The organism is Mesorhizobium sp. IMUNJ 23232, from assembly GCF_044326205.1.
In the GTDB taxonomy this organism is placed as follows: domain Bacteria; phylum Pseudomonadota; class Alphaproteobacteria; order Rhizobiales; family Rhizobiaceae; genus Kumtagia.
Map to the genome: position 1 here is coordinate 92804 of NZ_JBIRCY010000013.1, position 23383 is coordinate 116186.

24 protein-coding genes are annotated in these 23383 nt (G+C 64.4%); 6 read left to right on the top strand and 18 right to left on the bottom strand.

Annotation, left to right across the window (positions count from 1 at the left end):
* Nucleotides 1–92: 92 nt before the first annotated feature.
* From ACH196_RS12190 to ACH196_RS12235, 10 genes are all read right to left on the bottom strand, one after another.
* Nucleotides 93–1376: an L-fuconate dehydratase gene (locus ACH196_RS12190; protein WP_396647167.1), complete on the bottom strand. Its 1284-nt coding sequence runs from the start codon at nt 1374–1376 to the stop codon at nt 93–95.
* 39 nt (nt 1377–1415) lie between these two features.
* Nucleotides 1416–2147: an SDR family oxidoreductase gene (locus tag ACH196_RS12195; RefSeq protein WP_396647168.1), complete on the bottom strand. Its 732-nt coding sequence runs from the start codon at nt 2145–2147 to the stop codon at nt 1416–1418.
* A 171-nt stretch (nt 2148–2318) separates the two neighbouring features.
* Nucleotides 2319–2771, bottom strand: a complete 453-nt coding sequence (locus tag ACH196_RS12200) for a MaoC/PaaZ C-terminal domain-containing protein (protein ID WP_396647169.1) — start codon at nt 2769–2771, stop codon at nt 2319–2321.
* Between the two features lies 1 nt (nt 2772).
* Nucleotides 2773–3828, bottom strand: coding sequence for a Gfo/Idh/MocA family protein (locus tag ACH196_RS12205; RefSeq protein ID WP_396647170.1), 1056 nt, complete (start codon nt 3826–3828; stop codon nt 2773–2775).
* A 182-nt stretch (nt 3829–4010) separates the two neighbouring features.
* Complete coding sequence (locus ACH196_RS12210; protein ID WP_396647171.1) at nt 4011–4340, bottom strand: L-rhamnose mutarotase; 330 nt, start codon at nt 4338–4340, stop codon at nt 4011–4013.
* Nucleotide 4341: 1 nt separating this feature from the next.
* Entirely contained in the window at nt 4342–5460 is a 1119-nt protein-coding gene (locus ACH196_RS12215; RefSeq protein WP_396647172.1) for a mandelate racemase/muconate lactonizing enzyme family protein, read from the bottom strand.
* Between the two features lie 13 nt (nt 5461–5473).
* Nucleotides 5474–6571 (bottom strand): ABC transporter ATP-binding protein, encoded by a 1098-nt coding sequence (locus ACH196_RS12220; RefSeq protein WP_396647173.1) that lies wholly within the window; start codon nt 6569–6571, stop codon nt 5474–5476.
* 4 nt (nt 6572–6575) lie between these two features.
* Complete coding sequence (locus ACH196_RS12225) at nt 6576–7442, bottom strand: carbohydrate ABC transporter permease (protein ID WP_396647174.1); 867 nt, start codon at nt 7440–7442, stop codon at nt 6576–6578.
* A gap of 2 nt (nt 7443–7444) precedes the next feature.
* Nucleotides 7445–8341 (bottom strand): carbohydrate ABC transporter permease, encoded by an 897-nt coding sequence (locus ACH196_RS12230; protein WP_396647175.1) that lies wholly within the window; start codon nt 8339–8341, stop codon nt 7445–7447.
* A gap of 181 nt (nt 8342–8522) precedes the next feature.
* Entirely contained in the window at nt 8523–9842 is a 1320-nt protein-coding gene (locus tag ACH196_RS12235) for an ABC transporter substrate-binding protein (RefSeq protein ID WP_396647176.1), read from the bottom strand.
* A gap of 169 nt (nt 9843–10011) precedes the next feature.
* On the opposite strand from ACH196_RS12235, the gene ACH196_RS12240 reads away from it, so the two are divergent.
* The 4 genes from ACH196_RS12240 (at nt 10012) to ACH196_RS12255 (ending at nt 12525) form a co-directional block, all read left to right on the top strand.
* Complete coding sequence (locus ACH196_RS12240) at nt 10012–10797, top strand: IclR family transcriptional regulator (RefSeq protein ID WP_396647177.1); 786 nt, start codon at nt 10012–10014, stop codon at nt 10795–10797.
* A 76-nt stretch (nt 10798–10873) separates the two neighbouring features.
* Nucleotides 10874–11710 (top strand): amidohydrolase family protein, encoded by an 837-nt coding sequence (locus ACH196_RS12245; RefSeq protein WP_396647178.1) that lies wholly within the window; start codon nt 10874–10876, stop codon nt 11708–11710.
* 47 nt (nt 11711–11757) lie between these two features.
* Nucleotides 11758–12237: a type II toxin-antitoxin system RelE/ParE family toxin gene (locus ACH196_RS12250; protein WP_396647179.1), complete on the top strand. Its 480-nt coding sequence runs from the start codon at nt 11758–11760 to the stop codon at nt 12235–12237.
* Nucleotides 12238–12525, top strand: a complete 288-nt coding sequence (locus ACH196_RS12255; RefSeq protein WP_396647180.1) for an addiction module antidote protein — start codon at nt 12238–12240, stop codon at nt 12523–12525.
* 3 nt (nt 12526–12528) lie between these two features.
* On the opposite strand, the gene ACH196_RS12260 is transcribed toward ACH196_RS12255, so the two are convergent.
* From ACH196_RS12260 to ACH196_RS12295, 8 genes are all read right to left on the bottom strand, one after another.
* On the bottom strand, nt 12529–13500 hold the full coding sequence (locus ACH196_RS12260) for an ABC transporter permease (protein ID WP_396647181.1): 972 nt from the start codon (nt 13498–13500) through the stop codon (nt 12529–12531).
* On the bottom strand, nt 13497–14438 hold the full coding sequence (locus ACH196_RS12265; protein ID WP_396647182.1) for an ABC transporter permease: 942 nt from the start codon (nt 14436–14438) through the stop codon (nt 13497–13499). The genes ACH196_RS12260 and ACH196_RS12265 overlap by 4 nt, the downstream gene beginning before the upstream one ends.
* Nucleotides 14439–14664: 226 nt before the next feature.
* A complete protein-coding gene (locus ACH196_RS12270) occupies nt 14665–15408 on the bottom strand; it encodes an ATP-binding cassette domain-containing protein (RefSeq protein ID WP_396647183.1) in 744 nt (247 codons plus the stop codon).
* On the bottom strand, nt 15401–16138 hold the full coding sequence (locus ACH196_RS12275; protein ID WP_396647184.1) for an ATP-binding cassette domain-containing protein: 738 nt from the start codon (nt 16136–16138) through the stop codon (nt 15401–15403). Before ACH196_RS12275 ends, ACH196_RS12270 begins: the two co-directional genes overlap by 8 nt.
* Before the next feature lie 145 nt (nt 16139–16283).
* A complete protein-coding gene (locus ACH196_RS12280; protein WP_396647185.1) occupies nt 16284–17468 on the bottom strand; it encodes an ABC transporter substrate-binding protein in 1185 nt (394 codons plus the stop codon).
* 46 nt (nt 17469–17514) lie between these two features.
* Nucleotides 17515–18648: an extracellular solute-binding protein gene (locus ACH196_RS12285; RefSeq protein WP_396647186.1), complete on the bottom strand. Its 1134-nt coding sequence runs from the start codon at nt 18646–18648 to the stop codon at nt 17515–17517.
* Between the two features lie 178 nt (nt 18649–18826).
* Nucleotides 18827–19987: a CaiB/BaiF CoA transferase family protein gene (locus ACH196_RS12290; protein ID WP_396647187.1), complete on the bottom strand. Its 1161-nt coding sequence runs from the start codon at nt 19985–19987 to the stop codon at nt 18827–18829.
* Nucleotides 19988–19992: 5 nt separating this feature from the next.
* Entirely contained in the window at nt 19993–20544 is a 552-nt protein-coding gene (locus ACH196_RS12295) for a MaoC family dehydratase (RefSeq protein WP_396647188.1), read from the bottom strand.
* A gap of 199 nt (nt 20545–20743) precedes the next feature.
* Here ACH196_RS12295 and ACH196_RS12300 point away from each other — a divergent pair, with 199 nt between their 5' ends.
* Together ACH196_RS12300 and ACH196_RS12305 are read left to right on the top strand one after the other, a co-directional pair.
* The gene (locus ACH196_RS12300; RefSeq protein WP_396647189.1) at nt 20744–21838 is read left to right on the top strand and encodes a lactonase family protein; all 1095 of its coding nucleotides are present in this window, start codon (nt 20744–20746) and stop codon (nt 21836–21838) included.
* 96 nt (nt 21839–21934) lie between these two features.
* Nucleotides 21935–23362, top strand: coding sequence for an aldehyde dehydrogenase family protein (locus ACH196_RS12305; protein ID WP_396647190.1), 1428 nt, complete (start codon nt 21935–21937; stop codon nt 23360–23362).
* Nucleotides 23363–23383: the final 21 nt, after the last annotated feature.

A 23383-nucleotide genomic window follows, 5' to 3' on the forward strand; every position in this document is an offset into this window, starting at 1 on the left:
AAGGTTTCCGTCATTCCTGGAAAGGTGTGCGGGCTCGCACGGCGACCATCATTCGAGCGACAACCTAGAAGGGCGAGCCTCGAAGGACGCACCTATTCAGCCACCTTCCCGAACTCATACGCCGTGATCGAGTCCGGCTTCATCTCGATCGAAAACCCCGGCAGTTTCGGCGGCATGTAGGCGGCGTTCTCAATGACGCAGGGCTCGACAAAATGCTCGTGCAGATGGTCGACATATTCGATCACCCTGCCCTCCTTCGTGCCCGACACGACAAGATAGTCGATCATCGACAGGTGCTGCACATATTCGCACAGCCCCACGCCGCCGGCATGCGGCCAGACCGGCAGGCCGTATTTGGCGGTCATAAGCAGCACCGCCAGCACCTCGTTCAAGCCGCCCATGCGGCAGGCGTCGATCTGCACGATGTCGATGGCGCCGCCGGCGATCATCTGCTTGAAGATGATGCGGTTCTGGCACATTTCGCCGGTGGCGACTTTTATCGGCACCACCGCCTCGCGAATGGCCTTGTGGCCGGCGACGTCATCCGGGCTTGTCGGCTCCTCGATAAAATAAGGCTTCGCGAAAGCCAGTTTCTTCACCCAGTCGACCGCCTGGCCGACCTCCCAGACCTGGTTGGCGTCGATCATCATGAAGCGGTCGGGACCGAGCACCTCGCGAGCGATCGTTAGTCGGCGAATATCGTCCTGCAAATCGCGGCCGACCTTCATCTTGACATGGTTGAAACCGGCGTCGACCGCCTCCTGGCAGAGCCGCCGCAGCTTGTCGTCATCGTAGCCCAGCCAGCCGGCCGACGTGGTGTAGCAGGCGTAGCCCTCGCGCTCCAGGATGGCGATGCGCTCGGCCTTTCCAGGCTCGGCGCGGCGCAGGATTTTTAGTGCCTCGTCCGGCGTCAGCGCGTCGGTCAGGTAGCGGAAATCGACGATCTTCACGATCTCTTCCGGGCTCATCTCGGCAACCAGCCGCCATACCGGCTTGCCGGACTGTTTTGCCAGCAGGTCCCAAACCGCATTGACCACCGCGCCGGTCGCCAGATGCATGGCGCCCTTGTCCGGCCCGATCCAGCGCAACTGGCTGTCGCCGGTGACATGCCGCCAGAAGCGGCCTGGGTCTTCGCGGATCCAGTCCAGTTCTAGGCCGACCAGCAGATGCGTCATCGCCTTGATGGCCATGCAACAGATATCGTTGCCTCGGCCGATGGTGAAGGTCAGGCCGTGGCCCTCGAACCCGTCGTCGGTTTCCAGCACGACATAGGCGGCCGAATAATCCGGATCGGGATTCATGGCGTCCGACCCGTCAAGACTCTGCGAGGTCGGGAAACGGAGGTCGTGGGTGCGCAGGCCGGTTATGCGGGTCATCTTTTGTCCCCTAGTTTTGACCGGGAAACTTCGTCCGGCTCAGATGGTCCAGCCGCCGTCGATCGCATAGGCCTGGCCGGTCGTGTAAGTCGCGCCGGCGAGATAGACGGCGAGGTCGGCGATTTCTTCCGGCGAACCAATGCGGCCGATCGGTTGGCGCGAGATGAAGGCGGCACGCGCCGCGTCATAGTCGCCCTGGGCGCGCAAGCGGTCCTGGAGCGACGGGCTCTCGACGGTGCCGGGGCAGATGGCGTTGCAGCGGATACCTTTTCCGACATAGTCGGCGGCGACGGATTTGGTCAGCCCGATGACGGCCGCCTTGGTGACGCCGTAGGCAAAACGGTTCGGCACGCCCTTCATGCTGGAAGCGACCGAAGCCATGTTGACGATGGCGCCGTCACCGCGCTCCAGCATGCCCGGAAGCACGGCGCGGATGGTGCGCACCATGGCGCGGACATTGAGGTCGAAGGCGAAGTCGAGATCGGAGTCCGGCATGTCCAGGATCGAGCCGGCATGGACGAAGCCGGCGCAGTTGAACAGAACGTCCACTCGGCCAATCTCGGCAACCGCCGCCGCGACGGCGGTATCGTCCAGCACATTGAGTTTTTGGGTCAAAATATTCTTCTCGCCGCCTAGCTCGGCGAGTGCTTTCTCGTTGATGTCGGTGGCATGCACGATGGCACCCGCGCGCGCAAAGGCGAGCGCCGAGGCGCGGCCGATGCCCTGCGCTGCGGCGGTGATGAGGACGATCTTTCCGGTGAGGTCTGTCATGGTTTTCGCCTTTCGAAATGTCCGTCGCCGGCGGTGGTGAATGGTGAATGGTGAATGGTGAATGGTGAATGGTGAATGGTGAATGGATCGGGCGATTGATAGCCAGCTAGTCAAGCAAGCAATCGTGGCGGTCACTCACCATTCACCCTCCGCAAGCCTGTACTGTTTCTATCAAGCGCCCTTCGGGCGCCTCTCGACGACATAAATGTGGTCCGCCGCCAGCACGACCTCGCCGCGCTGGTTGATCACCTCGTTGCGCTCGATGACGCGGCCCGCGTCCGGGCGCTTCGGATCGTCCTCCTTGGCGGTGATGGTGGCGCGCGTCTTGATCGTGTCGCCGATGAAGACCGGACGGATGAAACGCAGCCGGTCGTAGCCGTAGGAAAAGGCGACCGGGTTGATGACGCTGGCGGTGAGCCCGACGCCGATGGAAAACACCATGGTGCCGTGGGCGATGCGCTGCCCGAACGGCGTCGTCTTCATGTATTCGGCGTCCATGTGATGCGGGAAGAAATCGCCGGTGTGGCCGGCATGGACAACGAAATCGGTCTCGGTGATCGTGCGCCCCAGGGTCGTGCGCGAAAAACCGATCTCATAGTCCTCGAAATAGGTGACCTGCTCCATCTCAGGGCCTTTCAGCTAGGGGCGTGGCCGGCGCGGCGCTTGATTGGTAGGCCGCCTCGACCAGCGCCATGGTGTTCCAGGCGTCCTCGACCGAACTTACCAGCTCGGAATCCTCGCCGGCAACGAAACGCTGCAGATTGGCCATGCGGCCGACAAAGCCGTCCGGGAACCAGGTGCCGCTGAGCGGCACGTTCACCCAACCATCGCCGCCCTTCGGAAAGATTTCCAGAATGTCGGGTTCGCCCCTGGGATAGTCGAGATTGACGCCGAGCTTGAGATAGGCCGCGCCCTCGGTGCCGCAGACGCGGAACTCGCAGGCCTGGTATTTTCGGCCGAACTTGTGGTCGTGATTGATCGACAGGTTGCAGCGCAGCCGCTCGCCATAGTCGATCATGGCGCTGGTGCGCGTCTGCGCCACCGTGTGGTTGGGGTGACCGAGCGTTTTGGCGTGCACGCCGCTCGGATCGCCGAGAAGCTGGCGGATCAGGTCGAGGTAGTGGATCGAATGCAGCGCGATCTCGACGCGCGGCGCCTTGAGCAGGAATTCCCACAGGTGCCAGGGCGTGTCGAGCGCCAGCCAGGCATCGAAATCGACCACTTCCCCCAGCAACCCTTTTGCGATGGCGTCCTTAAGCGCCAGCATCATCGGCGCAAAGCGGAGCTGGAAATTGACGGCGGCGACCAGTTTCTTTTGCCGGCAAATTTTCAGGATTTCCGTCGCGCCGGCAAGGTCGGCACCCATCGGCTTCTGGATCAGCGCGGCGGCGCCGTCCGGCAGCGCGGCCAGCACCTGCGCATGCCGGTCGGGCGGCGTGGCAAGGTCGAAGACGGCGTTCTCGACCGCCACCGCCTCGGCCACTGAGGCATAGGCTTTGACGCCCCAGGCGGCGGCGAGTTTTTCAGCCTTGGCGCGGTCGGGGTCGTAGAGCCCAGCGATCGGCACGCCGCTCTTCCGGTAGGCCGGATAATGCGCGTCGCCGACGATAGAACCGGCGCCGAAAGTGACGACGGGACGCGGGTTGGACGGCGCCGGCCAGGATTGGGCGAGGGAAATCACAGCGCCAACCTCATCTCCCCCTTGAGGGGGAGATGGCCGCGAAGCGGCCAGAGGGGGTCAGTGCGGCCGCGCGCGGACCTGCTGTTTCGGCGGGGCCAGAAGAGCCGCCGAGCACTGCCGCGGCGACCCCACCCGGCCGCTTCGCGGCCACCCTCTTCTCAAGGGGAAGGGAAAAGCTGGCGCTAGTCCACATGAAACACATCTTCCATCTGCGCCCACCACTCGCCATCCTTGCGGGTTTCGAGCGGAGCCTGCATGGGCATGCAGATCGACCACCATTCCTGCGTCTTCGGGTCGGCGGCCATGTTGGCGGAATCGGCGGCGAAATCCGTGCCGTGATATTCGAAATAGGCAAAGAGCAGGTTCTCCGGCTCCTTCAGGAAGATCGTGTAGTTCCTGATGCCGCAGGCGGCGATGGTCGCCAGAACCTCCGGCCAGACATCGGCGTGGATGCGCTTGTACTCGGCGATCGCCTCGGGCTTGATGCCCAGAATGCTTCCCATGCGCCGCATGTCATTTCCTCCCCGAAATCTCTTTGGTGAACTCGGAAACGCTCAGCCTCTTCAGGACGTCCCAATCCCAGTCGATGCCGATGCCGGGTTCGGAGGGCGCCAGCGCGTGGCCGTCGACGATCTCCATGTGCTTGCCGGTCAGGTCGTCGAGCTGCGGAATATACTCGACATATTTGCCGTTCTGGATGGCGCAGACCAGGCTGACATGCAGTTCCATCAGGAAGTGCGGGCAGACCGGCATGTCGAAGGCTTCCGCAGCGTGCGCGACCTTCAGCCAGGGCGTGATGCCGCCGATGCGGCCGACATCGACCTGCACGATCGAGCAGGCGCCCTTCTGCATGTATTCGCGGAAATGGCGGATCGAATAGAGCGACTCGCCGATGGCGACGGGCGTCGACGTCGAGTTGTTCAGCCGCACATGGCCGTCTATGTCGTCGGCCGGCAGCGGCTCCTCGATCCAGGCGAGGTCGAGATCCCGCAGCCGCCCTGCCCGGCGGATCGCCTCGTCGACGGCAAAACCCTGGTTGCAGTCGGTCATCATCTCGTAGCTGTCGCCGACCGCCTTGCGCACCGCCGACAGGCGGGCGAAATCTTCGGCGCCGCTTGGCTTGCCGATCTTGAATTTCGAGCCGCGAAAACCCTTCTCCTTTGAGGCCAGGGCGTCCTCGATCAGTGCCTCCGGCTCGATGTGCAGCCAGCCGCCTTCGGTCGTATAAAGCGGCGCGCGGTCCTTGGCGCCGCCGGCCAGTTTCCACAGCGGCAGGCCCTGCTTCTTGGCGCGCAGATCCCAGAGCGCAGTATCGATGGCGCAGAGCGCGATTGCCGTGATCGCGCCGATTGTGGTGGCGTGGGTGGCGAATTCCAGCTTGTGCCAGATCGCCTCGATCATGTCGGCGTCGTCGCCGATGATGCGTGGAGCGAGGTGGTCGGCGAGCAGCCGCATCACCGACGAGCCGCCGGTGCCGATTGTGTAGGAATAGCCGGTGCCGGTCGCCCCATCGGAATCGGTTATGGTGACGATCGGCGTTTCCTGGCTGACGAAACTCTGGATGGCGTCCGTGCGCACGACCTTGGGAACGAGGTCCACCATCCGCAATTCGACTTTTTCGATCCTCGCCATCGGTCTCCTCCCCCTATTTCCTCAGCGTCTTGCCGGTCGCGGCATCAAACAGATGCGCCTGGCTTAGGTCCAGACTCATCGCGATCCGCTCCCCCGGTTTCAACGGTTTTGGGTTCAGCATGCGCGACACCCACTCCTTGCCGTCGAAACTTGCGAAGACCAGCGTCTCATTACCGAGCGGTTCGGTGACCGCGACCTGGAAGTCAGCCGAATGCAGGTCGGCTGCATCGCCGGCATGCAGGCCGTGGCCGGCCGGATAGACGTCGTCCGGGCGCAGGCCGAAGATTACCTTCTGGCCGGCCGTCACGTTCTGCCGGAAGCGCGCCGGCAGCGGGAGTGTCGCGCCACCGGGGAAAGCCAGCTTGCCATCCGCGACGGTCGTTTCGAAAAGGTTCATCGGCGGCGAGCCGATAAAGCCGGCGACGAAGCGGGTGGCGGGGCGCTTGAACACCTCGTCGGGCGTGCCGACCTGCTCGATATGGCCATCGCGCATGATGACGATACGGTCCGACAAGGTCATCGCCTCGACCTGGTCGTGGGTGACGTAGATCATGGTGGTCTGCATGCGGGCGTGCAGCTTCTTGATCTCCGTGCGCACCTGGCTGCGCAGTTTCGCGTCAAGGTTGGACAACGGCTCGTCGAACAGGAAGACCTGCGGGTTGCGCACGATGGCCCGGCCCATGGCGACGCGCTGGCGCTGGCCGCCGGAAAGCTGCGACGGGCGGCGTTCGAGAAGCTGTTCAAGTCCGAGGATGCCAGCGGCTTCCGCGACTGCCTTGTCGATCTCCGGCTGCGGCCGCCCCGCGATCTTCAGCGAGAAACCCATGTTCTCGCGCACGGTCATATGCGGGTAAAGCGCGTAGGACTGGAACACCATCGAGATGTTGCGCGAGCGCGGCGGCAGTTCGTTGACCACCTTGCCGCCGATCCTGATCTCGCCACCGGAGATCGGCTCCAACCCGGCGATCATGCGCAGGGTCGTCGACTTGCCGCAGCCGGACGGGCCGACCAGGCAGATGAATTCGCGGTCGGCGATCTCCAGGTCGATGCCATGCACGACCGGCGTGGCGCCGTAGCGTTTTTCGAGTTTCTTGAGTGTGACCGTGGCCATGGGACTATCCTTTGACCGCGCCCGAGGTCAGGCCGCCGACGAGATGTTTCTGGACAATGAAGGTGAGGGTCAGCGCCGGCACGATCATCACCACGGCCAGCGCGCACATGCCGCGCCAGTCGATGGTGAATTCGGAGGTGTAGTCGAGCAGGCCGACAGGCAAGGTTTTGGAGTTGACCGATCGCGTCAGTTGCGAGGCGAGTGCGAACTCGTTCCACGAGGTCAGGAAGGCGAAGATGCCAGCCGAGGCGATGCCCGGCCCAGCCAGCGGGAACTCGACCTGCCAGAATGCCTGCCACGGCGTGCAGCCGTCGATCTGCGCGGCCTCCGCCAGATCCTTCGGCACCTGCCGGAAGAAACCGTCGATCAGCCAGATGGTGAAGGGGATGTTCAGCGCCACATAGGCCAGGATCAGGCCGAAATGCGTGTCGATGATGCCGAGCCGCGCATAGACGAAGAACAGCGGCAGCGACAGCGCGATGCCGGGCACCGTTCGCGTCAGCATCAGGCCCAAAAACATGCCGGACTTGCCGCGAAACCGGTAGCGGGCGAAGGCGTAGCCGCCGGCCATGCCGATGGCGACGGCGATCACTGTCGAGGTCACCGAGATGATCAGCGAGTTGCGGAAATATTCCAGCACCGGGATGCCGCCCTTGCCGATGCCGGAGAACATCGAGACATAGGCGTCGAAGGACAGTTCCTGCGGGATCCATACCGGTGGCTTGGCCATGATCTCGACCGTCGGCCGCAGCGACGACACCACGATCCACAGGCCGGGCATGCAGATGATCAGCATCGCCAGGAACAGGCCGGCGAGATGCGCGACCTTCAGGATGCGGCGCTTGAGCACGGCGGAGGCATTCTCGTCCATCGTCACCACTCGGCGCCGATCTGAGAGCGGGCGGCGGCCAGCTTCCGGAAGAAGTAGACGGTGAACAAGATCGACAGCAGGATCGAGAAATAGGCCATGGCGTTGGCCAGCCCCATGCGCGCGTCGCTGTAGGCGGTGCGGGCGACCAGCGTCCACAAAAGCTCGGTGCGGCCGGCCGGGCCGCCATCGGTCATGATTTTTACGATGTCATAGGCGCGCGCCACATCAAGCGAGCGGATGGTCATGGCGATATAGGCGAACGGCATGACGAACGGCCAGATAACATAGCGAAAAGTCTGCCACGGCGTGCAGCCGTCGACGCGCGCCGCCTCGATCGGTTCCTTCGGCATGGCGAGCAGGCCGGCGAGGATGAGGATGGCGAAGACCGAGGTCGACGACCAGATTTCGGCGACCGAGATGGCGATGAAGGCCAGATGCCCCTCGATCAGCCAAGGGATCGCCTGATCGGTCAGGCCAAGCGCCTGCAGCGCGTTGTTCACCAGACCGATATTGTCGTTGAACATGAACTTGAACTGGAAGCCGACGAGGATCGGCGAGAACATCATCGGGAACATCATCAGCGTGCGCAGCACGCGCTGGCCACGGCTCGCCTTCTCGACCAGCAGCGCCAGCCCGAGGCCGAGCAGCATTTCGAGATTGAGCGCGACGGTCAGCAGCAGCACGGTGCGGCCGAAGGCGACCCAGAAATTCCAGTCGGAAAGGATGGAGACGTAGTTGCGGAAGCCGACGAAGACGAAAAACGTCTCGGGCTTGGTGAGCCGGAACGACGTGAAGCTGGAATAGAAGGACAGCAGCAAGGGCACGACAACCACCGCCGCCAGCACGACGATCGCCGGCAGGAGAAGCAGTGTCGGCGCTGTGGGTCTCCAGCCTTTCATCGGGGTCCTGTCGTCATAGCGCCGGCGGAGCGGCAGCCTCACCCTTCCCCTTGTGGGGAGGGTCGGCGAGCAGGCGAAGCCTGCGAGACGGGGTGGGGGTGAACCGGAACGAGGATACCGTTAGACCCCACCCGGCCCTGCGGGCCACCCTCCCCACGAGGGGGAGGGTAAGGTACGCGCTCTACAGCTCGCCGGCGTCCTCAAGAATCTGCGTCGCCTTGGCGGCCGCGTCGTCAAGCGCCTGCTTGGAGGTCTTGTCGCCAAGGATGGCGGCCTGCAGCTCCGGATAGACGGCGTTGGAGATCTCGATCCAGGACGGCGTCTGCGGCACGGCGAAGGCGTTCGCGGCGGCTTCCTGGAAAGCCTTCAAAACCTCGGTCTTGTAGGGATCGCCGTTGGCCTGCTGGATGTCCCATTCCCACACAGCGGTGCGGGTGGGCAGCGGGCCGGCGGCGGCCTCCAGCTTTTGGCTGTCCTCGTTGGTCAGCCACCAGACGAGCGAGGCGGCGGCCTCCTTACTGGCGCAGCTTTCGGTGACCGAGAAGCCGTGATGGCCGGCCCAGCCGGTACGCTTGCCCGACGAACCCTTGGGCTGAACCTTCACGCCAACATTGCCGGCGACCTTGGACGCCTTCGGGTCGTTGAAGAAGCCGGCCCAGCCCGGCCAGTCGAGGTTCAACGCCACGGTGCCCGAGGCAAAACCCTGGCCGAGATCGTCCCAGAGGTAGTTGGTGGTGCCGGCTGGAACGGCCTTGGCCTTGTAGAGATTGACGAACCAGTCGAGCGCGCGCACGCCAGCTTCCGAATTGAAGACCGGCTTCTTGTCCTTGTCGAGATATTCGCCGCCCTCGGCGATGACCATCTCGTAGAAGCGGCCGTTGATCGCCTCTTCCTTGCCGGCGAACTGGGTGCCGTAGAAATCCGGCGGAGAGGCGAAGAACTCCGCCTGCTTCGTCACCTCTTCCCAGGTGTCCGGCGGGGTCAGTTCCTCGCCGGTCTTCGCCTTGTAGGCGGCCTTCTTGGCTTCGTCGGCGTAGAGGCTCTTCTGGTAGTACAGTGCCGACACGTCGAACTGGGCGCGCGGCAGCATCACCAGCTTGCCGTCGATGGTCGATGCCGCAATGTTGGCGGGCACGAAGGCGTCGACCTCGGCCTTCGGCAGCAGCGCCGTCAGGTCGGTGTAGATGCCCGGATATTGCGGCGCAAAGGACGAATGGTTGGAGCCGACGCACCAGGAAATCGAGCCGGTGGCGATGTCCGACTTGATCTCCTTGTCGAGCTCGAAATGGTTCTTCTTGGAGATGACGTTGACTTTTGCGCCAGTCGCCTTCTCCCAATCGGCGATGCGCGCATAGAGCGCCTCGTACTGCTGGCCGCCGATCAGCTTGGCGTCGATGGTGACGCCCTCGAATTTGCCCGGCAGGTCCTGCGCGAAAGCCGCGCCGGCGCCAAGCGCCAATGCAATCACCCCGGCCGACACGCCGGAAAGCAGTCTCTTCATCCGATCCTCCCTTGGGGCGCGGCCACGCCGCGTCAAAACGGAAGCGTCCCACGAATGAGCGCTTCATTCATATACAAAGATCATTTTCACGGATCGGTCAAGCGCCAATTGCTTTTGCCGATTGCTTTGTGCGTATATGCAGGCAAGAATTCACAGGGGAGGACCTGCCATGGAAGACGAGGAATCGGACCGCTATCGCGCGCCGGCGCTCGACAAGGGCCTCGACATCCTGGAACTGCTGGCCGGCGTCGATGGCGGGCTGACGCAAGCGGAGATCGCCAAGCAGCTCGGCCGCAGCCCCAACGAATTCTACCGCATGCTCGACCGGCTGGTGAAACGCGGCTACGTGACCAAGCCCGACGGCGACCGCTATTCGCTGACGCTGAAACTGTTCGGCCTGGCGCAGTTGCACGCGCCGGTGCGCCGGCTAGTCTCCTATGCTACGCCGCTGATGCGCGAACTGGCGGAAACCTCGCGGCAGGCCAACCAGCTCGTCGTGTTCGATCGCGGCTCGGCCGTGGTCATCGCCCAGCAGGAGGCGCCGGGATACTGGGGAATTTCGATCCGCGTCGGCTCGCATATCAGCCTGTTCGACACCGGCTCCGGCCATGTGCTGCTCGCCTTCCGCTCGCAGGAAGAGCGGCAGATGATGATCTCCGAGCATCTGCGCAGCACGGAGAAGCCGGCGCAGCCGCCGGAATTCTTCAACCGGCTCGACCAGATCCGCGACCGCGGCTACGAGATGATGGCGAGCCTGCAGACCGCCGGCGTCTACAACCTCTCGGCCCCCGTCCTCGGCCCCGACGGCAAGGCTATCGCGGCCCTCACCGTGCCCTATATCACGCTGGTCAACCTGGCCTCGGCGCCTGATATCACGCAGACCATCGAGCTGTTGCTGGCAACCGCCGAGCAGTTGTCGCGGCTGGCGGGCTCGGACGTCACGCAAGTCTTGTAGAGTTGCCAACCCAGATTCTTATTTGAAGGCTCAATTCCTCTGTGAGCAGCGAGCCTACAGGTCAGGGAGGACCAAAATGATCATCGACACCCATCTGCACATCGTCGACCAGTCGGCGCTGCGCTATCCGTGGCTTTCCGGCGCTCCGGCGCTGAACCGCGATTTTTCCTACGAGGAGTACGCGCGGGAGGCCAGGCGCGGCGGCATTTCGCAGACGCTGCACATGGAAGTCGACGTCGCACCCGAGGACATCGAGGCCGAGACCGCCTATGTGGCGCGCAAGGCGCGCGCGCCCGGCAGCCTGCTGCGCGGAGCGATTGCCGCCTGCCGCCCGGAAGACCCGGGCTTCGCCGAATATTTGGAACGGGTGCGCGAGACGAAATTCGTCAAGGGGTTTCGCCGCGTGCTGCATGTCGTGTCCGACGACGTGTCCGAGGGCGCGCTATTCCGCGAGAATGTCCAGCGGCTGAAAGGCACCGGGCTGACCTTCGACCTCTGCGTGCTGCCGCACCAGATTCCCAAGGCGATCGAACTGATCGACCTGGCGCCTGATGTGCAGTTCGTACTCGACCATTGCGGCGTGCCGGACATCAAGGCGAACGCCGAGCACCCCTGGCGCGAGCACATGAGCGAGATCGCCAAGCGCCCCAATGTCGTTGGCAAAATCTCCGGTGTGGTCGCCTACGCCGATTCGGACAGTTGGACGGTCGAGACGCTGCGCCCCTATGTCGAGCACACGATCGGCGTGTTCGGCTGGGACCGCGTGGTGTGGGGCAGCGACTGGCCGGTCTGCACGCTTGGCGGCGGGCTGTCGACGTGGCTGGCGGCGACGCAAGCGCTGGTAGCCGGCGCCAGCGCGGAGGAGCGGACGAAGCTGTTTTCAGGGAATGCGAAGAGGGTGTGGGGGTTGTAGGGTTCTGCAAGCACAATCAACTTCGGCCTAAGAGGGTCACCCTTCAGATGTTCGAAATCGCCCGGACGGCGGAATTCGTAGCTTGGGTGGGTGATCTAGCCGATAATCGTGCCAGAAACCGCATCTTGCAGCGTATCGACCGGGCAAGGGCAGGAATGCTGGGTGACGTGAAATATTTCGATGGCATTGGTGAGATGCGCATCGACTACGGACCAGGGTACCGCCTTTACTATCCCTCGGGGATGCAAAGCCCTCGCCTTCAGGCGACGGGAAGGACAAGGAAGTCGCGAAGCGACAACTCCCAAGAGCAACAGCGATGTTGGACGATTGGCCGATCGTTCGGCTCGCCCTATCCACAGAGCAGTCGATTTCAAATCGACCCTGTCCTCGAACCCCTCGCCTTGCAGGCGAGGGTTGTTCAGTTCTTTCGCCACGGGAGTAGACTCATTGTCCTGTTATGCGGTGGCGACAAGTCCACGCAACAACGCGACATCCGACGCGCGCTGACGCTCGCCAAGGAGATATGAATGCCGCTCAAGACATATCCATTCGACAGTTCGAAGTATCTCGGCAGCGACGAGTCGCAGCGCGAGTTGCTGGCCGATGCGATGGAAACTGGCAATGCCGTCTATATTGCCCATGCAATCGGCGTGGTGGCGCGCGCACGCGGCATGACCAGCATCGCGCAGGAGGCCGGCATACCGCGCGAGAAGCTGTACGAAGCGCTGGTCGACGATACCGAGCCAGACGTCGAAACGCTCCTCGACGTACTGAAGCGACTCGGCATCGAGCCGTCCACACTGGCAGCGGAATAGATCCTATATCGTGGTGCTCACATGCCGCTCGCGGCCATAGAGCGAGACCAGCATCACGATGATCAGCCCGAGCGCCGCCTGCACCGCCGCCGGCTGGAAACCCAGCCCGATCAACAGCGTGTTGATCTCGGTCAGCACCAGCACGCCGGCGATGGTGCCGAGATAGCTGCCCCGCCCGCCCACAAGCGCGGCGCCGCCCACCACCACTGCAGCGATGGTCTGGAACAGATAGGGCTGGCCGACGTCGCCATAGGCCGAGCCGGTGAAGCCGAGCAGCAGCACGCCGGCCACCGCCGCGAAGAAAGCGCTGGCCGCATAGGTCATCGCCCACATTTTTACCGGATCGATGAGTGCCAGCGGTGCGGCGCCCGGATTGCTGCCCAGCGCGTAGAGTCGCCGTCCGTAGGGCGTGCGCGCCAGCACCAGTGCGATCAGCGCCGTCAGCACGGCGACGCAGGGCACCAGCCACGGAACGGGAAGCGGGCCGACCGAGCCGCCGATCGACACGAAGGCCGAGACGGCGGGCGGCGCCGAGCCCGACGGAAACCCCTTCGTCCACAGCAGCACCAGCCCCTGTACGATCATACCGATGCCCAGCGTGACGATCAGCGGATGGATGTTGAGCGACCGCGAGATCAGGCCGTTCAGACCGCCGATGAGAAGCGCCAGCACGCCGACCACACCGCAGACGAGCACAAAATTCCACCCCTGCCCGTAGAGTTGCGCCGCCACGACATTGGCGAAGCCGATGACAAACGGGATCGACAGGTCGATGCCGCCCAGAATCACCACCAGCGTCTGGCCGATCGAAGCCACCGCCAGAAGTGCCGCCAGCACGAGGATGGCGCGGATGGCGAAAGGCGCGGAATAGCCAGGGATCAGCAGCGTGCCTGCGACATGCAGCAGGATGGCGACGGCGAAGGCGCCGGCGATGCGGCCGTTGGTGCTGGCGAAAAAGGCGCGGTCGAAGCTCATCGCGCGGCCCTCCTGGCCGACAGGCGTTCCTGCACGGCGGTCAGCATGACGGCGGCGACCAGGATCGTGCCATAGGCGACCTGCAACACATAGGTCGAGACGTTGAAGGCGGTCAGCAGGCTTTGCAGCAGGAAGATGTCGACGGCGCCGATGGCCGCCCCCGCCAGCCCGCCCTTCCCACCGGCGAGGCTGACGCCGCCCAGCGCCACCGCCGCGATGGCAATCAGCGTGTAGGTCGGGCCGATGTTCGGATCGGCCGAGCCGATCAGCGCGGTCAGCATCAGGCCGGCGACCGCCGCCAGAATGCCTGTGATCACATAGGCGATGAACCGCACTTTTGTGACCGGCACGCCGGCCGTATAGGCGGCGCGGTCGTCGCTGCCGACAGCCATGAGTTGGTCGTAGTAAGGCGTCTGGCGCGCAAGCCACCAGGCAAAAAAGATCGCGGCCAACGGCAGGATGGAGATCGGTCCGGCCATCGCCTTCAGCCAGGCCGGCGCCGGCCCGACCGGCGCCGGCAGTATGGTCAGCGTCACGCCGGCGAGGATCAGATAGGTGCCGAGTGTCGCCACGATCGGCTGGATGCGCAGCACCGTCGCCATGAAGCCGTTGGCAGCACCCACCGCCGCTCCGACCAGAAGTGCGGCCGGCAGGATGATTAGGGGCGAGGAGATGCCCGCCTTGAGGAACAGCGCCTGAATCACGATCGCGTTGACGAAGCCCATCAGCGGCCCGACGGAAATATCGATGCCGCCCCGGCCAGCCAGGATCACCGGCGCCGAGGCGGCCGCCGCGCCGATTAGCGGCGCCGCCAGCCCGATCAGCGTGCCCCAGGCGGCCGGATGAAACCGCGCCGGGTTGAGCACGAGGTTGACGGCGAGCAGAACCACCAGAAGGATCAGCGCGAAGCCGGCGTTCCGGACGAGCGAGCCGATCATGCCGGCCCCCGTTTATTGCACGGATTAAAGCGAGCGCCCCTTCGCACCCCCCTCTGTCCTGCCGGACATCTCCCCCGCAAGGGGGGAGATTGAGCCGGCCGCTCGGCTTTCGCCAACCGCCAACGTTTCAGAAGGAGCTGCAAGGCCGACGCTGCCAATCTCCCCCCTTGCGGGGGAGATGTCCGGCAGGACAGAGGGGGGTGCGACAAAGCGCAAAATGACGTCATCAAGCCGCCCTTCCGAACATGGCGGCAATCACCGCGTCGGTGGTCATGGCGCCGCCGGACATCTCCGCCGCCACCTCGTGCTCACGGAACACCAGCACGCGATGGCAGAGCACGAGAATCTCCTCGATCTCGCTGGAGAGGATGACCAGCGCCATGCCCTCGGCCGCGAGGCCGCGGAACACGTCGTAGAGCACATGGCGCGTGGCGACATCGACGCCGCGGGTGGGATCGTTGAGCAGCAGCGCTTTCGGCTCCAACGCCAGTGCGCGGGCGAGCAGCACCTTTTGCTGGTTGCCGCCGGAAAGGGTTGTGATCGCCGCGTCCGGTCTCGGCGCTAGGATCGACAGTTTCTCGCGGAAAACCTCGTAGCGGCGGCGGCGCTCGGCCGTGCTGATCAGGCCGAGGCGCGCATCCTTACCGACGGTCGAAATGGCAAAATTGTCGAGCACCGACTGGGTGGGAAAGATGCCGGTGGCACGCCGGTCGCGCGGCAGGTAGGCGATGCCGCTGGCAACCGCGCCGCGGAAGCCGTTGACCGGAACGCGGCCGGCGGCCGTGTCGATCGAGACCTGGCCGGCCATGGGTTTCTCAAGCCCCGCCAGGATTTTGAGAAATGTTTCCTGGCCATGGCCGTCGAGCCCGGCCAAGCCCATGATCTCGCCCGGCGAGATGGTGTGGTCGATGGCGGCCTTGCCGGGCGCCAGCGCAAGATTGCGGATATGGAAGGCGGAACGGTCAGACATGCGCGAGCTCCGCCGCAGTCTGCGGCGCCATGGCCTTCAGCAGTTCGGCCGGCGTCGAGACGCCGCGCTCCTCGGTGCGCACAACCTTGCCGCCACGCAGAATGGAGATGCGGTGGGAAAGCCCCATCACCTCGTCCATGCGGTGGGTGATGAACAGGATCAGCGTGCCCTGCCCCGCCAGCTCCCGCATCAGCGCAAAAACCGCCTCGCGGTCGGCGAAGTCGAGCGCCGCTGTGACCTCGTCGAGGATCAGGATTTTCGGGTTCCGCACCACCGCGCGCGCCAGCACGACAAGCTGCTGCGCCGCCAGCGGCAGCGCGCCGGCGGGTGCGTCCAGCGGCACCGGGGTTCGTGCAAACCTTGCCAGCACGCCGCCTGCACGTGCCTTGCGTTCGCCGCGCGGCACGTTACGTTTCAGCAACCCGTCCAGACCAAGCAGGATATTGTCGGTCACCGAGCGGTCGGGCGCGACCAGCACCTCCTGGAACACAGTGGCGAAGCCGGCTGCCTGGAATGTCGCGGGATCGCGCCCCGAAAACGGCTTTCCGCCGAGCAGGATTTTCCCGGCGTCCGGCTGCACGATGCCGGAAAGCAGTTTCACCAGCGTGCTTTTGCCGGAGCCGTTCTCGCCCAAAATGGTGTGGATCGTGCCGGCGCGGAAAGCGATGGAAGCGTCAGACAGCGCCACGGTCTCGCCGTAGCGCTTGGAGAGGGCGCGGACTTCAAGCATTGGGAAGTCCGGATGTTGCCGCGAGTTCGTTGCAACGATCCGCGTCCTTCAGAGGGGGGTGCGAAAGAGCGCCCGGCATCTCATAGAGCCTCATAAGCCAACGAAGCCGGCCCCTTAGGAGTCGGCTCCGATACGTTTCATTACGTCACTTCGCGCAGGCGTCGGGCACCTTCGCATAATCCCAGCCCTTGGTCGGCGCGGGGTTGCCAAAATAGGCGTCCAGCCACTCTTCCGGCATCGGGTCGGTCGGCGGCACCGGAAACACCGACACGGCGTCCGGCGTCATGCAGTCCTTGTACCACTTGTCGAGGTCGGCATTGTGGACCGGCGGGATCGGGATCAGCAGCGTGTTGAGTTTTGGCTTCTGGCCGTCGAGCATGCGGATGCCAACGCGATAGAGCGTCTGCGCGGTCCAGCCCGGCAGCACGGCATGGCCCTCAAAGCGATACTTGTCCGGATTGGCCTTCCAGTAGCCGAGCGCGTCGCCGGTGATCGAACCGGTGATCAGCGGCGCCGGGCGGCCGGCCTCGGAAAACGCCTCGGCGACGACGCGGCTTTCGCTGCCGGTCGTCCACACCGCGTCAATCGGCGCCGGATTGGTGGCAATGGCCTGCAGCACGACGGTCTTGGTGACGTTGGCCGTCCAGTTGCCGTTGACAGAGCGGGCGACCTTCAGGCCGGTGTTTTCCGCCAGCGCCTTGTCGCCACCCTCGCGTTCCTGCACGACGATCGGATGGCCGGCGATGCCCTCGACCAGCAGGATGCTGGAATCCGGCTTCGCCTTGGCGATCGCCGTCATCATGTCATAGCCCCAGCGGGCATAGTTGGAATCGACGTTGATGGCGTTCGGGCTGGTGACCGAACCAGCCGCCGTCAGGAACGGGATTCCCTTAGCGGCTGCGGCGTCGATCGCCTCGTCCAGCGCGGTGGCCGAGCCGGGGATCGAGGTGATGATCGAGCAGCCCTTGTCGATGAAGGCGCGGATCTGATTGATCTGCTGGGCGGCATCGTTGTTGGAATCGGACACCTCGAAGCTCGCCACCGTGCCGTCGGCGATCAGGCCGTCGACGAGCCGCTTCAATTCGTTGGTCACCGAGACGCGCCACGGATTGCCCTGGTAGGATTCCGAATGGCACCATTTCCAGGGTTTTGCCGGCGGCGAAAAGTTGTCCCAGGCTGACGGCAGCACCTTTTGCGGCGCGCCCTCGTACTGAGCCTTCAACTCGGCGGGCAGGCCGCCGATGACCCCGGAAACATCCTGGGCGTTTGCGGCTGTGGCAATCGAAACCAAGGCAGTTGCGGCCAGAAGGCCGCGAAGCAGTCCATTCATCGTCTTCTCCTCCGTTGCAGTCCACCGCCCGACTGATGCCGGCCGGCTATTCCTCAAAACTTTTCCGGAACAGTTTGTTCAGATCGGCCACCACCGTCCGCGCGGCGTCTCCCGCCACGAGGCCGGCATTGATGCGGTCCGACGCGGCCTGCTGAAAACCCATGTAGCCGTCATGGCGCGGCCGAACCCACGCGCCCTCAAGCGTCTTTCGCGTATTGCGATAGAACCCGTGAGTCGCGGCGTTGACGGTGTCGTCCTCCCAGGCGAGCGCATGGCCGGGCTGGCCACCGGCCGCCGCATAGGGACCACGCTGCACGTCGTCGCTGGCAATCCAATGGGCAAAATCGATCGCCGCTTCCCTGGCTTTCGAGAAGGCCGAAACGGCGATGCCGGTGCCGCCCAAAGCGGAGCCGGCCAGTCCCGCTTGCCCCGTCACCGGCATGTCGGCAAAGGCCAGCCTGTGCTGCCGGAACCCGTCCGTCGCGTAGCTGACATAGCCATAGATCAGCGGCGCGCAGATGTGAGGCGAACTGTCTTCCGCCATCTTCTCCGAGACCGCGATGGGGTCCATCGACAGGCAGGCGGGGTCGAGCAGCGCGAAGAATTTTCGCATCATCTCGAACACGCGCTCGCCCGCGGCCGGCTCGATCAGGTCGCCGGGGCCGGTCACCGCGCAGGGCGTTCCCAGATTGGCCGCGAGCGTGAAAAACACCATCAGCGAATGCGGCGGCCGCAGCGATTGCAGCACCTTGCCCTGCCGCGCCAGGTCGAGCACCTCGCTCCAGCGCTCGACCGGGCGTCCTAATCTATCCGGCCGATAAGCCTGCACCGGGCTGGCCGCGTCGATGGGAAACGCCCATTGCCGGCCTTGCCACGTATAGCTCGGATAGGATTGTCCGACGCTTGCCTTCGCCATCGCCTCGCGCTCTGCCTCGCGGCCGGGCACGTCCAGCGGCATAAGGCAGTTTTCCGCGGTGATCTGGCCGACATGCGGATGGTCGATGACGATCAGGTCGTAAGCCTTGGCTAACTCTTCGACCGGGAAGGATTCGAAATCCTGCAGCGAACGCTTGTCCCAGTCGATCGTGACGCCGGTCTTCTCCCTCCAGATCGCCGAGCAGGCGACCATCGGGTCGTAGCCGCGCGGATGGCTCCAGGTCATGCCTTTGAGGGTGGTCATGGCGCCGGCCTCGCCGAAGAGTCATGGCGATCCGCCCCCTCCACCACGCTTTGCGTGGTCCCCCTCCCCCGTAAACGGGGGAGGATCCAGGGCGTGCCGGCGGTGCCGCAGCGGTTCCTCCCCTGCGAAGCGGGGAAGGGGGACCACGCGAAGCGTGGTGGAGGGGGCACGGCCACTCTCACAACCCGAACTCCGCGCGGATCTTCGCACTGTGCTCGCCCACCAGCGGAGCGGCGCGCTCGACCTTCGCGCGCACGCCGTCGACGCGCAGCGGCGAGCGCGTCGTCAGGATCGACACGTCGTCCTCGCGCGTCACCGTCTGCAGCATGTCCAGAACCTTGAAGCCGTCGCTCTCGAACAGTTCCGGCCAGTTCAAGACCTTGGCGCACCAGATGTCGGCGGGTTCCAGCGCCGCCAGCCACTCGTCGATGGTTTTCGTGCCGATCCTTTGCGCGATGATCGCCTTGATCTCGTCGCGCGCCGTGAACCACGTCGCCGGCTGATCGCTATAGGCGGAAAGCTCGCCATCCAGCCCCAGCAGCCCTGCCAGTTTCGGGATCGGCGTCATGGCGATGGCCAAAAACCCGTCCTTGGCCGGATAGACGCCGTAAGGCGCCGACAGGTAGGCATGGGCGGAGCGGAAGGAAGAGCGGCGCGGCAGCCGCCGTCCGTCGTTCAGATGCGTGGTCAGCACCTCGAACTGGAAGTCGACCAGCGCCTCCAGCAGGCTGGTCTCGACATGCGAGCCCTTTCCGGAAATGCCGCGCCGCACCAGCGCGGCAAGGATGCCCTGGCAGCAGGCCGCGCCCGCCAGCATGTCGCCGATGGCCAGCCCGAACGGCACCGGCCCTTGGTCCTCGTCGCCGTTCAGCCACATGACGCCCGAGCGCGACTGGGCCAGCAAGTCCTGACCCGGCCGCTTCACCCACGGCCCTTCCTCGCCATAGCCGCTTATCGAGGCATAGACGATGCGCGGGTTGAGAGCCTTCACATGCTCGTAGTCGAGGCCGAGCCGTTCGATGACGCCCGGCCGGAAATTCTGGATAAGAACATCGGCCTTGGTCAGCAGCCCGCGCAGCGCCTTGAGGTCGGCCTCGTCCTTCAAGTCGATCGCAAGACTTTCCTTGGCGCGGTTGATGGCGTGAAAGATGGTGGAATCGCCGCCGATCTCGGTGTCGCTGAGATAGAGTTTTCGCGACAGGTCGCCGCCGTCCGGGCGCTCGATCTTGATCACCCGCGCGCCGAGGTCGAGCAGGCGCAGCGAGCAGTACGGCCCCGACAGGAACTGGCTCATGTCGACGACCACGAGGCCGGCGAGCGGGAGTTCGGATTCGCTCATAAAAATTACTTCTCGGTCTTGCCGGCGAAATCCGCCGGGTTCTTGTATTTCACCGTCTGCAGGTGCTCGCAGTAGAGCACCAGTTCGCCCTCGCCCTTGAACACCTCGTAGCTGGCGCGGATCAGGCCGAGTTCCTTGTATTTCGGGCGTTTGTCGAGGTTGGTGCGGATCGAATAGATCGTGTCGCCGACAAACACCGGCTTGATGAAGCGGAGCTTGTCGTAGCCGTAGGAAAAGGCGTTGATGCAGTTGGTGGCGACCAGTCCCAGCCCGGCCGAGAACACGAAGGCGCCAGCGATCAGCCGCTGGCCGAAAATGCCTTCCTTTTCCGCGAACATACGGTCCTGCACATAGGGGTGGATGTCCAGCACAAGCGTGTTGAACAGATGGCTGTCGCCCTCGGCCATCGTGCGGCGCAACGAGCGTATCTTCTGGCCGACTGGCCAGTCCTCGTAGAACCAGTTTTCCGCGTTCCACACCGGTATCTCGGCGTGGCTTTCGGGCATGTCGGACGGCTGCGTCGACGAAACGCCGACGGTCGGCGCGAAAGCGGTCATGGATACATCAAGCCGCGCGCATTGCCTGCGAGACAGGTCACGGCTCCTCCCCTGCGATCTTCTCTCATGAATATGTTTTTCACATATGGGGCTTGTTTGCAAGCGCCGTTGTCGTCATTCTGGCTCGTGAAAATGCGGCGGCACGTTGCGGGGCCAACGGGCCGGCGCCGCCGGAAGGGCCGCCTGGGGAGGGAAAAAAATGTCGGAGCTTCTTGTGTTCGTCGGTTCGCTCAACCGCGAGGCGCCGTATTTCCAGGGCGCGCGCGGCGTCGGGCTCTCCGTCTACGCTTTCGACGAAGACACGCTCGCGGTGACCATGCTGGCGGAGACGAACGAGGTCGACAACCCGACTTTTCTGTCGGTGACGCCGGACGGCGCGAAAATCTTCGCAAACAGCGAAGTGTTCGCCTGGCGCGAGGGCATGGTGTCAGCCTACGGCTTCGACCGTGCCACCAACACGTTGAGCTACGTCAACAAGCAGCCAACGCTGGGCTCGATCACCGCCCACAATTTTATCACCCGCGACGGCACAAAACTGCTGGTCGCCAATTACGGCATGGGGTCCGGCGGTCCAGACCAGTCGGTCGTGGTCTACGGCATCCGCGACGATGGCGGCCTGACCGCGCCGCTCGCCAGCGTCGCCCATGAAGGCACAGGCCCCAACGAAGCCCGGCAGGAGCGCAGCCACGCGCACAGCGCCACGGAATCGATAGCCGGCAACATCGCCATCGTCGCCGATCTCGGCATCGACTGCCTCGTCACCTACCGCATCGAAGCCGACGGCTCGCTGTCGCCATTGCAGGAGACGGCGCTGAAACCAGGCGCCGGGCCGCGCCACATCGCGCTGCATCCGAACGACAAATTCGTCTTCGTCATGAACGAACTCGACTCCACCGTCGTCTCGCTGGCGCTCGACGCCGACACCGGCGGTTTTGCCTTCATCGACGCAAAACCGGCGGTGCCGGCGGAAGCGCGCGACCACAACCATTGCGCCGACATCCAGATCTCGCCGGACGGCCGTTTCGTCTACGGATCGAACCGTGGCCACGATTCCATCCCGATCTTCGCCGTCGACCAGGAAACCGGAAAGCTGACGCTGATCGATTACACGCCTTGCGGCGGCTCGACCCCGCGCAACCTCTGCCTGACGCCCTCCGGCGGCCACCTGTTCTCCGCCAACCAGAACGCCGACCGCATCACCATCTTCGCCCGCGATCTGGAAACCGGGCGCCTCTCCGACACCGGCCATGCGATCGAGATCGGCACGCCGATGTGCGTGAAGATCGTCGTTTGACGCACCCACGATGCCGCGCGGACGACAGCCGAGGACGGGTCCGTAGTTGCCGGCGCAATCCCGCCACGCTACGCATAGGGCAAAGAGGAGCCACCCATGTCGCATCACCTTAACTTCTTTATCGACGGCAAGTGGGTCGACCCCGTCGTGCCTGCCACGCTCGACGTCATCGATCCCTCCACCGAGGAGGCCTACACGAAAATCTCCGTCGGCTCGAAGGCCGATGTCGACCGCGCCGTGGCCGCCGCCAAGGCCGCCTTCCCGTCGTTTTCACAGACCAGCAAGGCCGAACGGCTGAAGCTCTTGAAACGCATCCTCAAAATCTACAACGAGCGCTTCGAGGATATCGCCCAGGCGGTCAGCCAGGAGAACGGTTCGCCGATCACCTGGGCGCGCGAGGCGCAGGCCTGGGCCGGCCGCGCCCATATGGAATCGACGATCAAGGCTTTCGAAGATTACGAATTCGAAGAAAAGCGCGGCGGTACCTTGGTGGTGAAGGAGCCGATCGGCGTCTGCGCGCTGATCACGCCCTGGAACTGGCCGCTCAACCAGATCGTCTGCAAGGTGGCCCCGGCCATCGCCGCCGGCTGCACCGTGGTGTTGAAACCCTCGGAGATCGCGCCGATCAGCGGCATCATCTTTTCCGAGGTCATGGAGGCGGCCGGCACGCCGAAAGGCGTCTACAACATGATCAACGGCACCGGTCCGGACGTCGGCCAGATCATGGCCGGGCATCCCGACGTCGATATGGTATCCTTCACCGGTTCGACCCGCGCCGGCATTATCGTGGCCAAGACCGCCGCCGACACGGTCAAGCGCGTCGCCCAGGAACTCGGCGGCAAATCTGCCAATATTATCCTCTCCGACGCCGACTTCGCCCACGCGGTAAAGAAGGGCGTGGAAGGCTGCTTCGGCAACTCCGGCCAGTCCTGCGACGCGCCGACGCGCATGCTAGTGCCCGCGTCGCGCCACGATGAGGCGCTGGCCATCGCCAAGGATGCCGCCGAGGCGTTCAAGGTCGGCGATCCGCGCTCGGAGGACACGCAGCTCGGTCCGGTGGTCAGCCAGGTCCAGTTCGACAAGATCCAGCGGCTGATCGAAGCCGGCATCTCGGAAGGCGCCACGGTCGTCACCGGCGGCAACGGCCGTCCCGGCCATCTCAACCGCGGCTATTATGTGCGCCCGACCGTGTTCGGCCACGTGCGGCCTGGTATGAGCATAGAAAAGGAAGAAATCTTCGGTCCGGTGCTGTCGGTCATCTCCTACGAGGATGACGACGACGCAGTGAAGATCGCCAACGACACGGTCTACGGTCTCGCCGCCTACGTGCAGTCGCAGGACATCGGCCATGCCCGCAAGGTCGCCGGACGGCTGCGCGCCGGCCAGGTCTCGATCAACTATCCCGAGTGGGACACCTTCGCCCCCTTCGGCGGCTACAAGCAGTCCGGCAACGGCCGCGAATATGCCGACTGGGCGATCCACGACTTCCTCGAGACCAAGGGCATCATCGGCTACGGCGAGTGAGGCGTCCACCTCGCGCCGAGT

Coding starts and splice junctions, on each gene's coding strand:
- ACH196_RS12280 (WP_396647185.1), bottom strand. CDS start 17,468: ATGAATGGACTGCTTCGCGGCCTTCTGGCCGCAACTGCCTTGGTTTCG.
- ACH196_RS12275 (WP_396647184.1), bottom strand. CDS start 16,138: ATGCTTGAAGTCCGCGCCCTCTCCAAGCGCTACGGCGAGACCGTGGCG.
- ACH196_RS12245 (WP_396647178.1), top strand. CDS start 10,874: ATGATCATCGACACCCATCTGCACATCGTCGACCAGTCGGCGCTGCGC.
- ACH196_RS12305 (WP_396647190.1), top strand. CDS start 21,935: ATGTCGCATCACCTTAACTTCTTTATCGACGGCAAGTGGGTCGACCCC.
- ACH196_RS12215 (WP_396647172.1), bottom strand. CDS start 5,460: ATGGCGAGGATCGAAAAAGTCGAATTGCGGATGGTGGACCTCGTTCCC.
- ACH196_RS12200 (WP_396647169.1), bottom strand. CDS start 2,771: ATGGAGCAGGTCACCTATTTCGAGGACTATGAGATCGGTTTTTCGCGC.
- ACH196_RS12265 (WP_396647182.1), bottom strand. CDS start 14,438: ATGATCGGCTCGCTCGTCCGGAACGCCGGCTTCGCGCTGATCCTTCTG.
- ACH196_RS12190 (WP_396647167.1), bottom strand. CDS start 1,376: ATGACCCGCATAACCGGCCTGCGCACCCACGACCTCCGTTTCCCGACC.
- ACH196_RS12210 (WP_396647171.1), bottom strand. CDS start 4,340: ATGCGGCGCATGGGAAGCATTCTGGGCATCAAGCCCGAGGCGATCGCC.
- ACH196_RS12295 (WP_396647188.1), bottom strand. CDS start 20,544: ATGACCGCTTTCGCGCCGACCGTCGGCGTTTCGTCGACGCAGCCGTCC.
- ACH196_RS12220 (WP_396647173.1), bottom strand. CDS start 6,571: ATGGCCACGGTCACACTCAAGAAACTCGAAAAACGCTACGGCGCCACG.
- ACH196_RS12270 (WP_396647183.1), bottom strand. CDS start 15,408: ATGTCTGACCGTTCCGCCTTCCATATCCGCAATCTTGCGCTGGCGCCC.
- ACH196_RS12260 (WP_396647181.1), bottom strand. CDS start 13,500: ATGAGCTTCGACCGCGCCTTTTTCGCCAGCACCAACGGCCGCATCGCC.
- ACH196_RS12285 (WP_396647186.1), bottom strand. CDS start 18,648: ATGACCACCCTCAAAGGCATGACCTGGAGCCATCCGCGCGGCTACGAC.
- ACH196_RS12300 (WP_396647189.1), top strand. CDS start 20,744: ATGTCGGAGCTTCTTGTGTTCGTCGGTTCGCTCAACCGCGAGGCGCCG.
- ACH196_RS12255 (WP_396647180.1), top strand. CDS start 12,238: ATGCCGCTCAAGACATATCCATTCGACAGTTCGAAGTATCTCGGCAGC.
- ACH196_RS12195 (WP_396647168.1), bottom strand. CDS start 2,147: ATGACAGACCTCACCGGAAAGATCGTCCTCATCACCGCCGCAGCGCAG.
- ACH196_RS12250 (WP_396647179.1), top strand. CDS start 11,758: ATGTTCGAAATCGCCCGGACGGCGGAATTCGTAGCTTGGGTGGGTGAT.
- ACH196_RS12240 (WP_396647177.1), top strand. CDS start 10,012: ATGGAAGACGAGGAATCGGACCGCTATCGCGCGCCGGCGCTCGACAAG.
- ACH196_RS12225 (WP_396647174.1), bottom strand. CDS start 7,442: ATGGACGAGAATGCCTCCGCCGTGCTCAAGCGCCGCATCCTGAAGGTC.
- ACH196_RS12230 (WP_396647175.1), bottom strand. CDS start 8,341: ATGAAAGGCTGGAGACCCACAGCGCCGACACTGCTTCTCCTGCCGGCG.
- ACH196_RS12290 (WP_396647187.1), bottom strand. CDS start 19,987: ATGAGCGAATCCGAACTCCCGCTCGCCGGCCTCGTGGTCGTCGACATG.
- ACH196_RS12235 (WP_396647176.1), bottom strand. CDS start 9,842: ATGAAGAGACTGCTTTCCGGCGTGTCGGCCGGGGTGATTGCATTGGCG.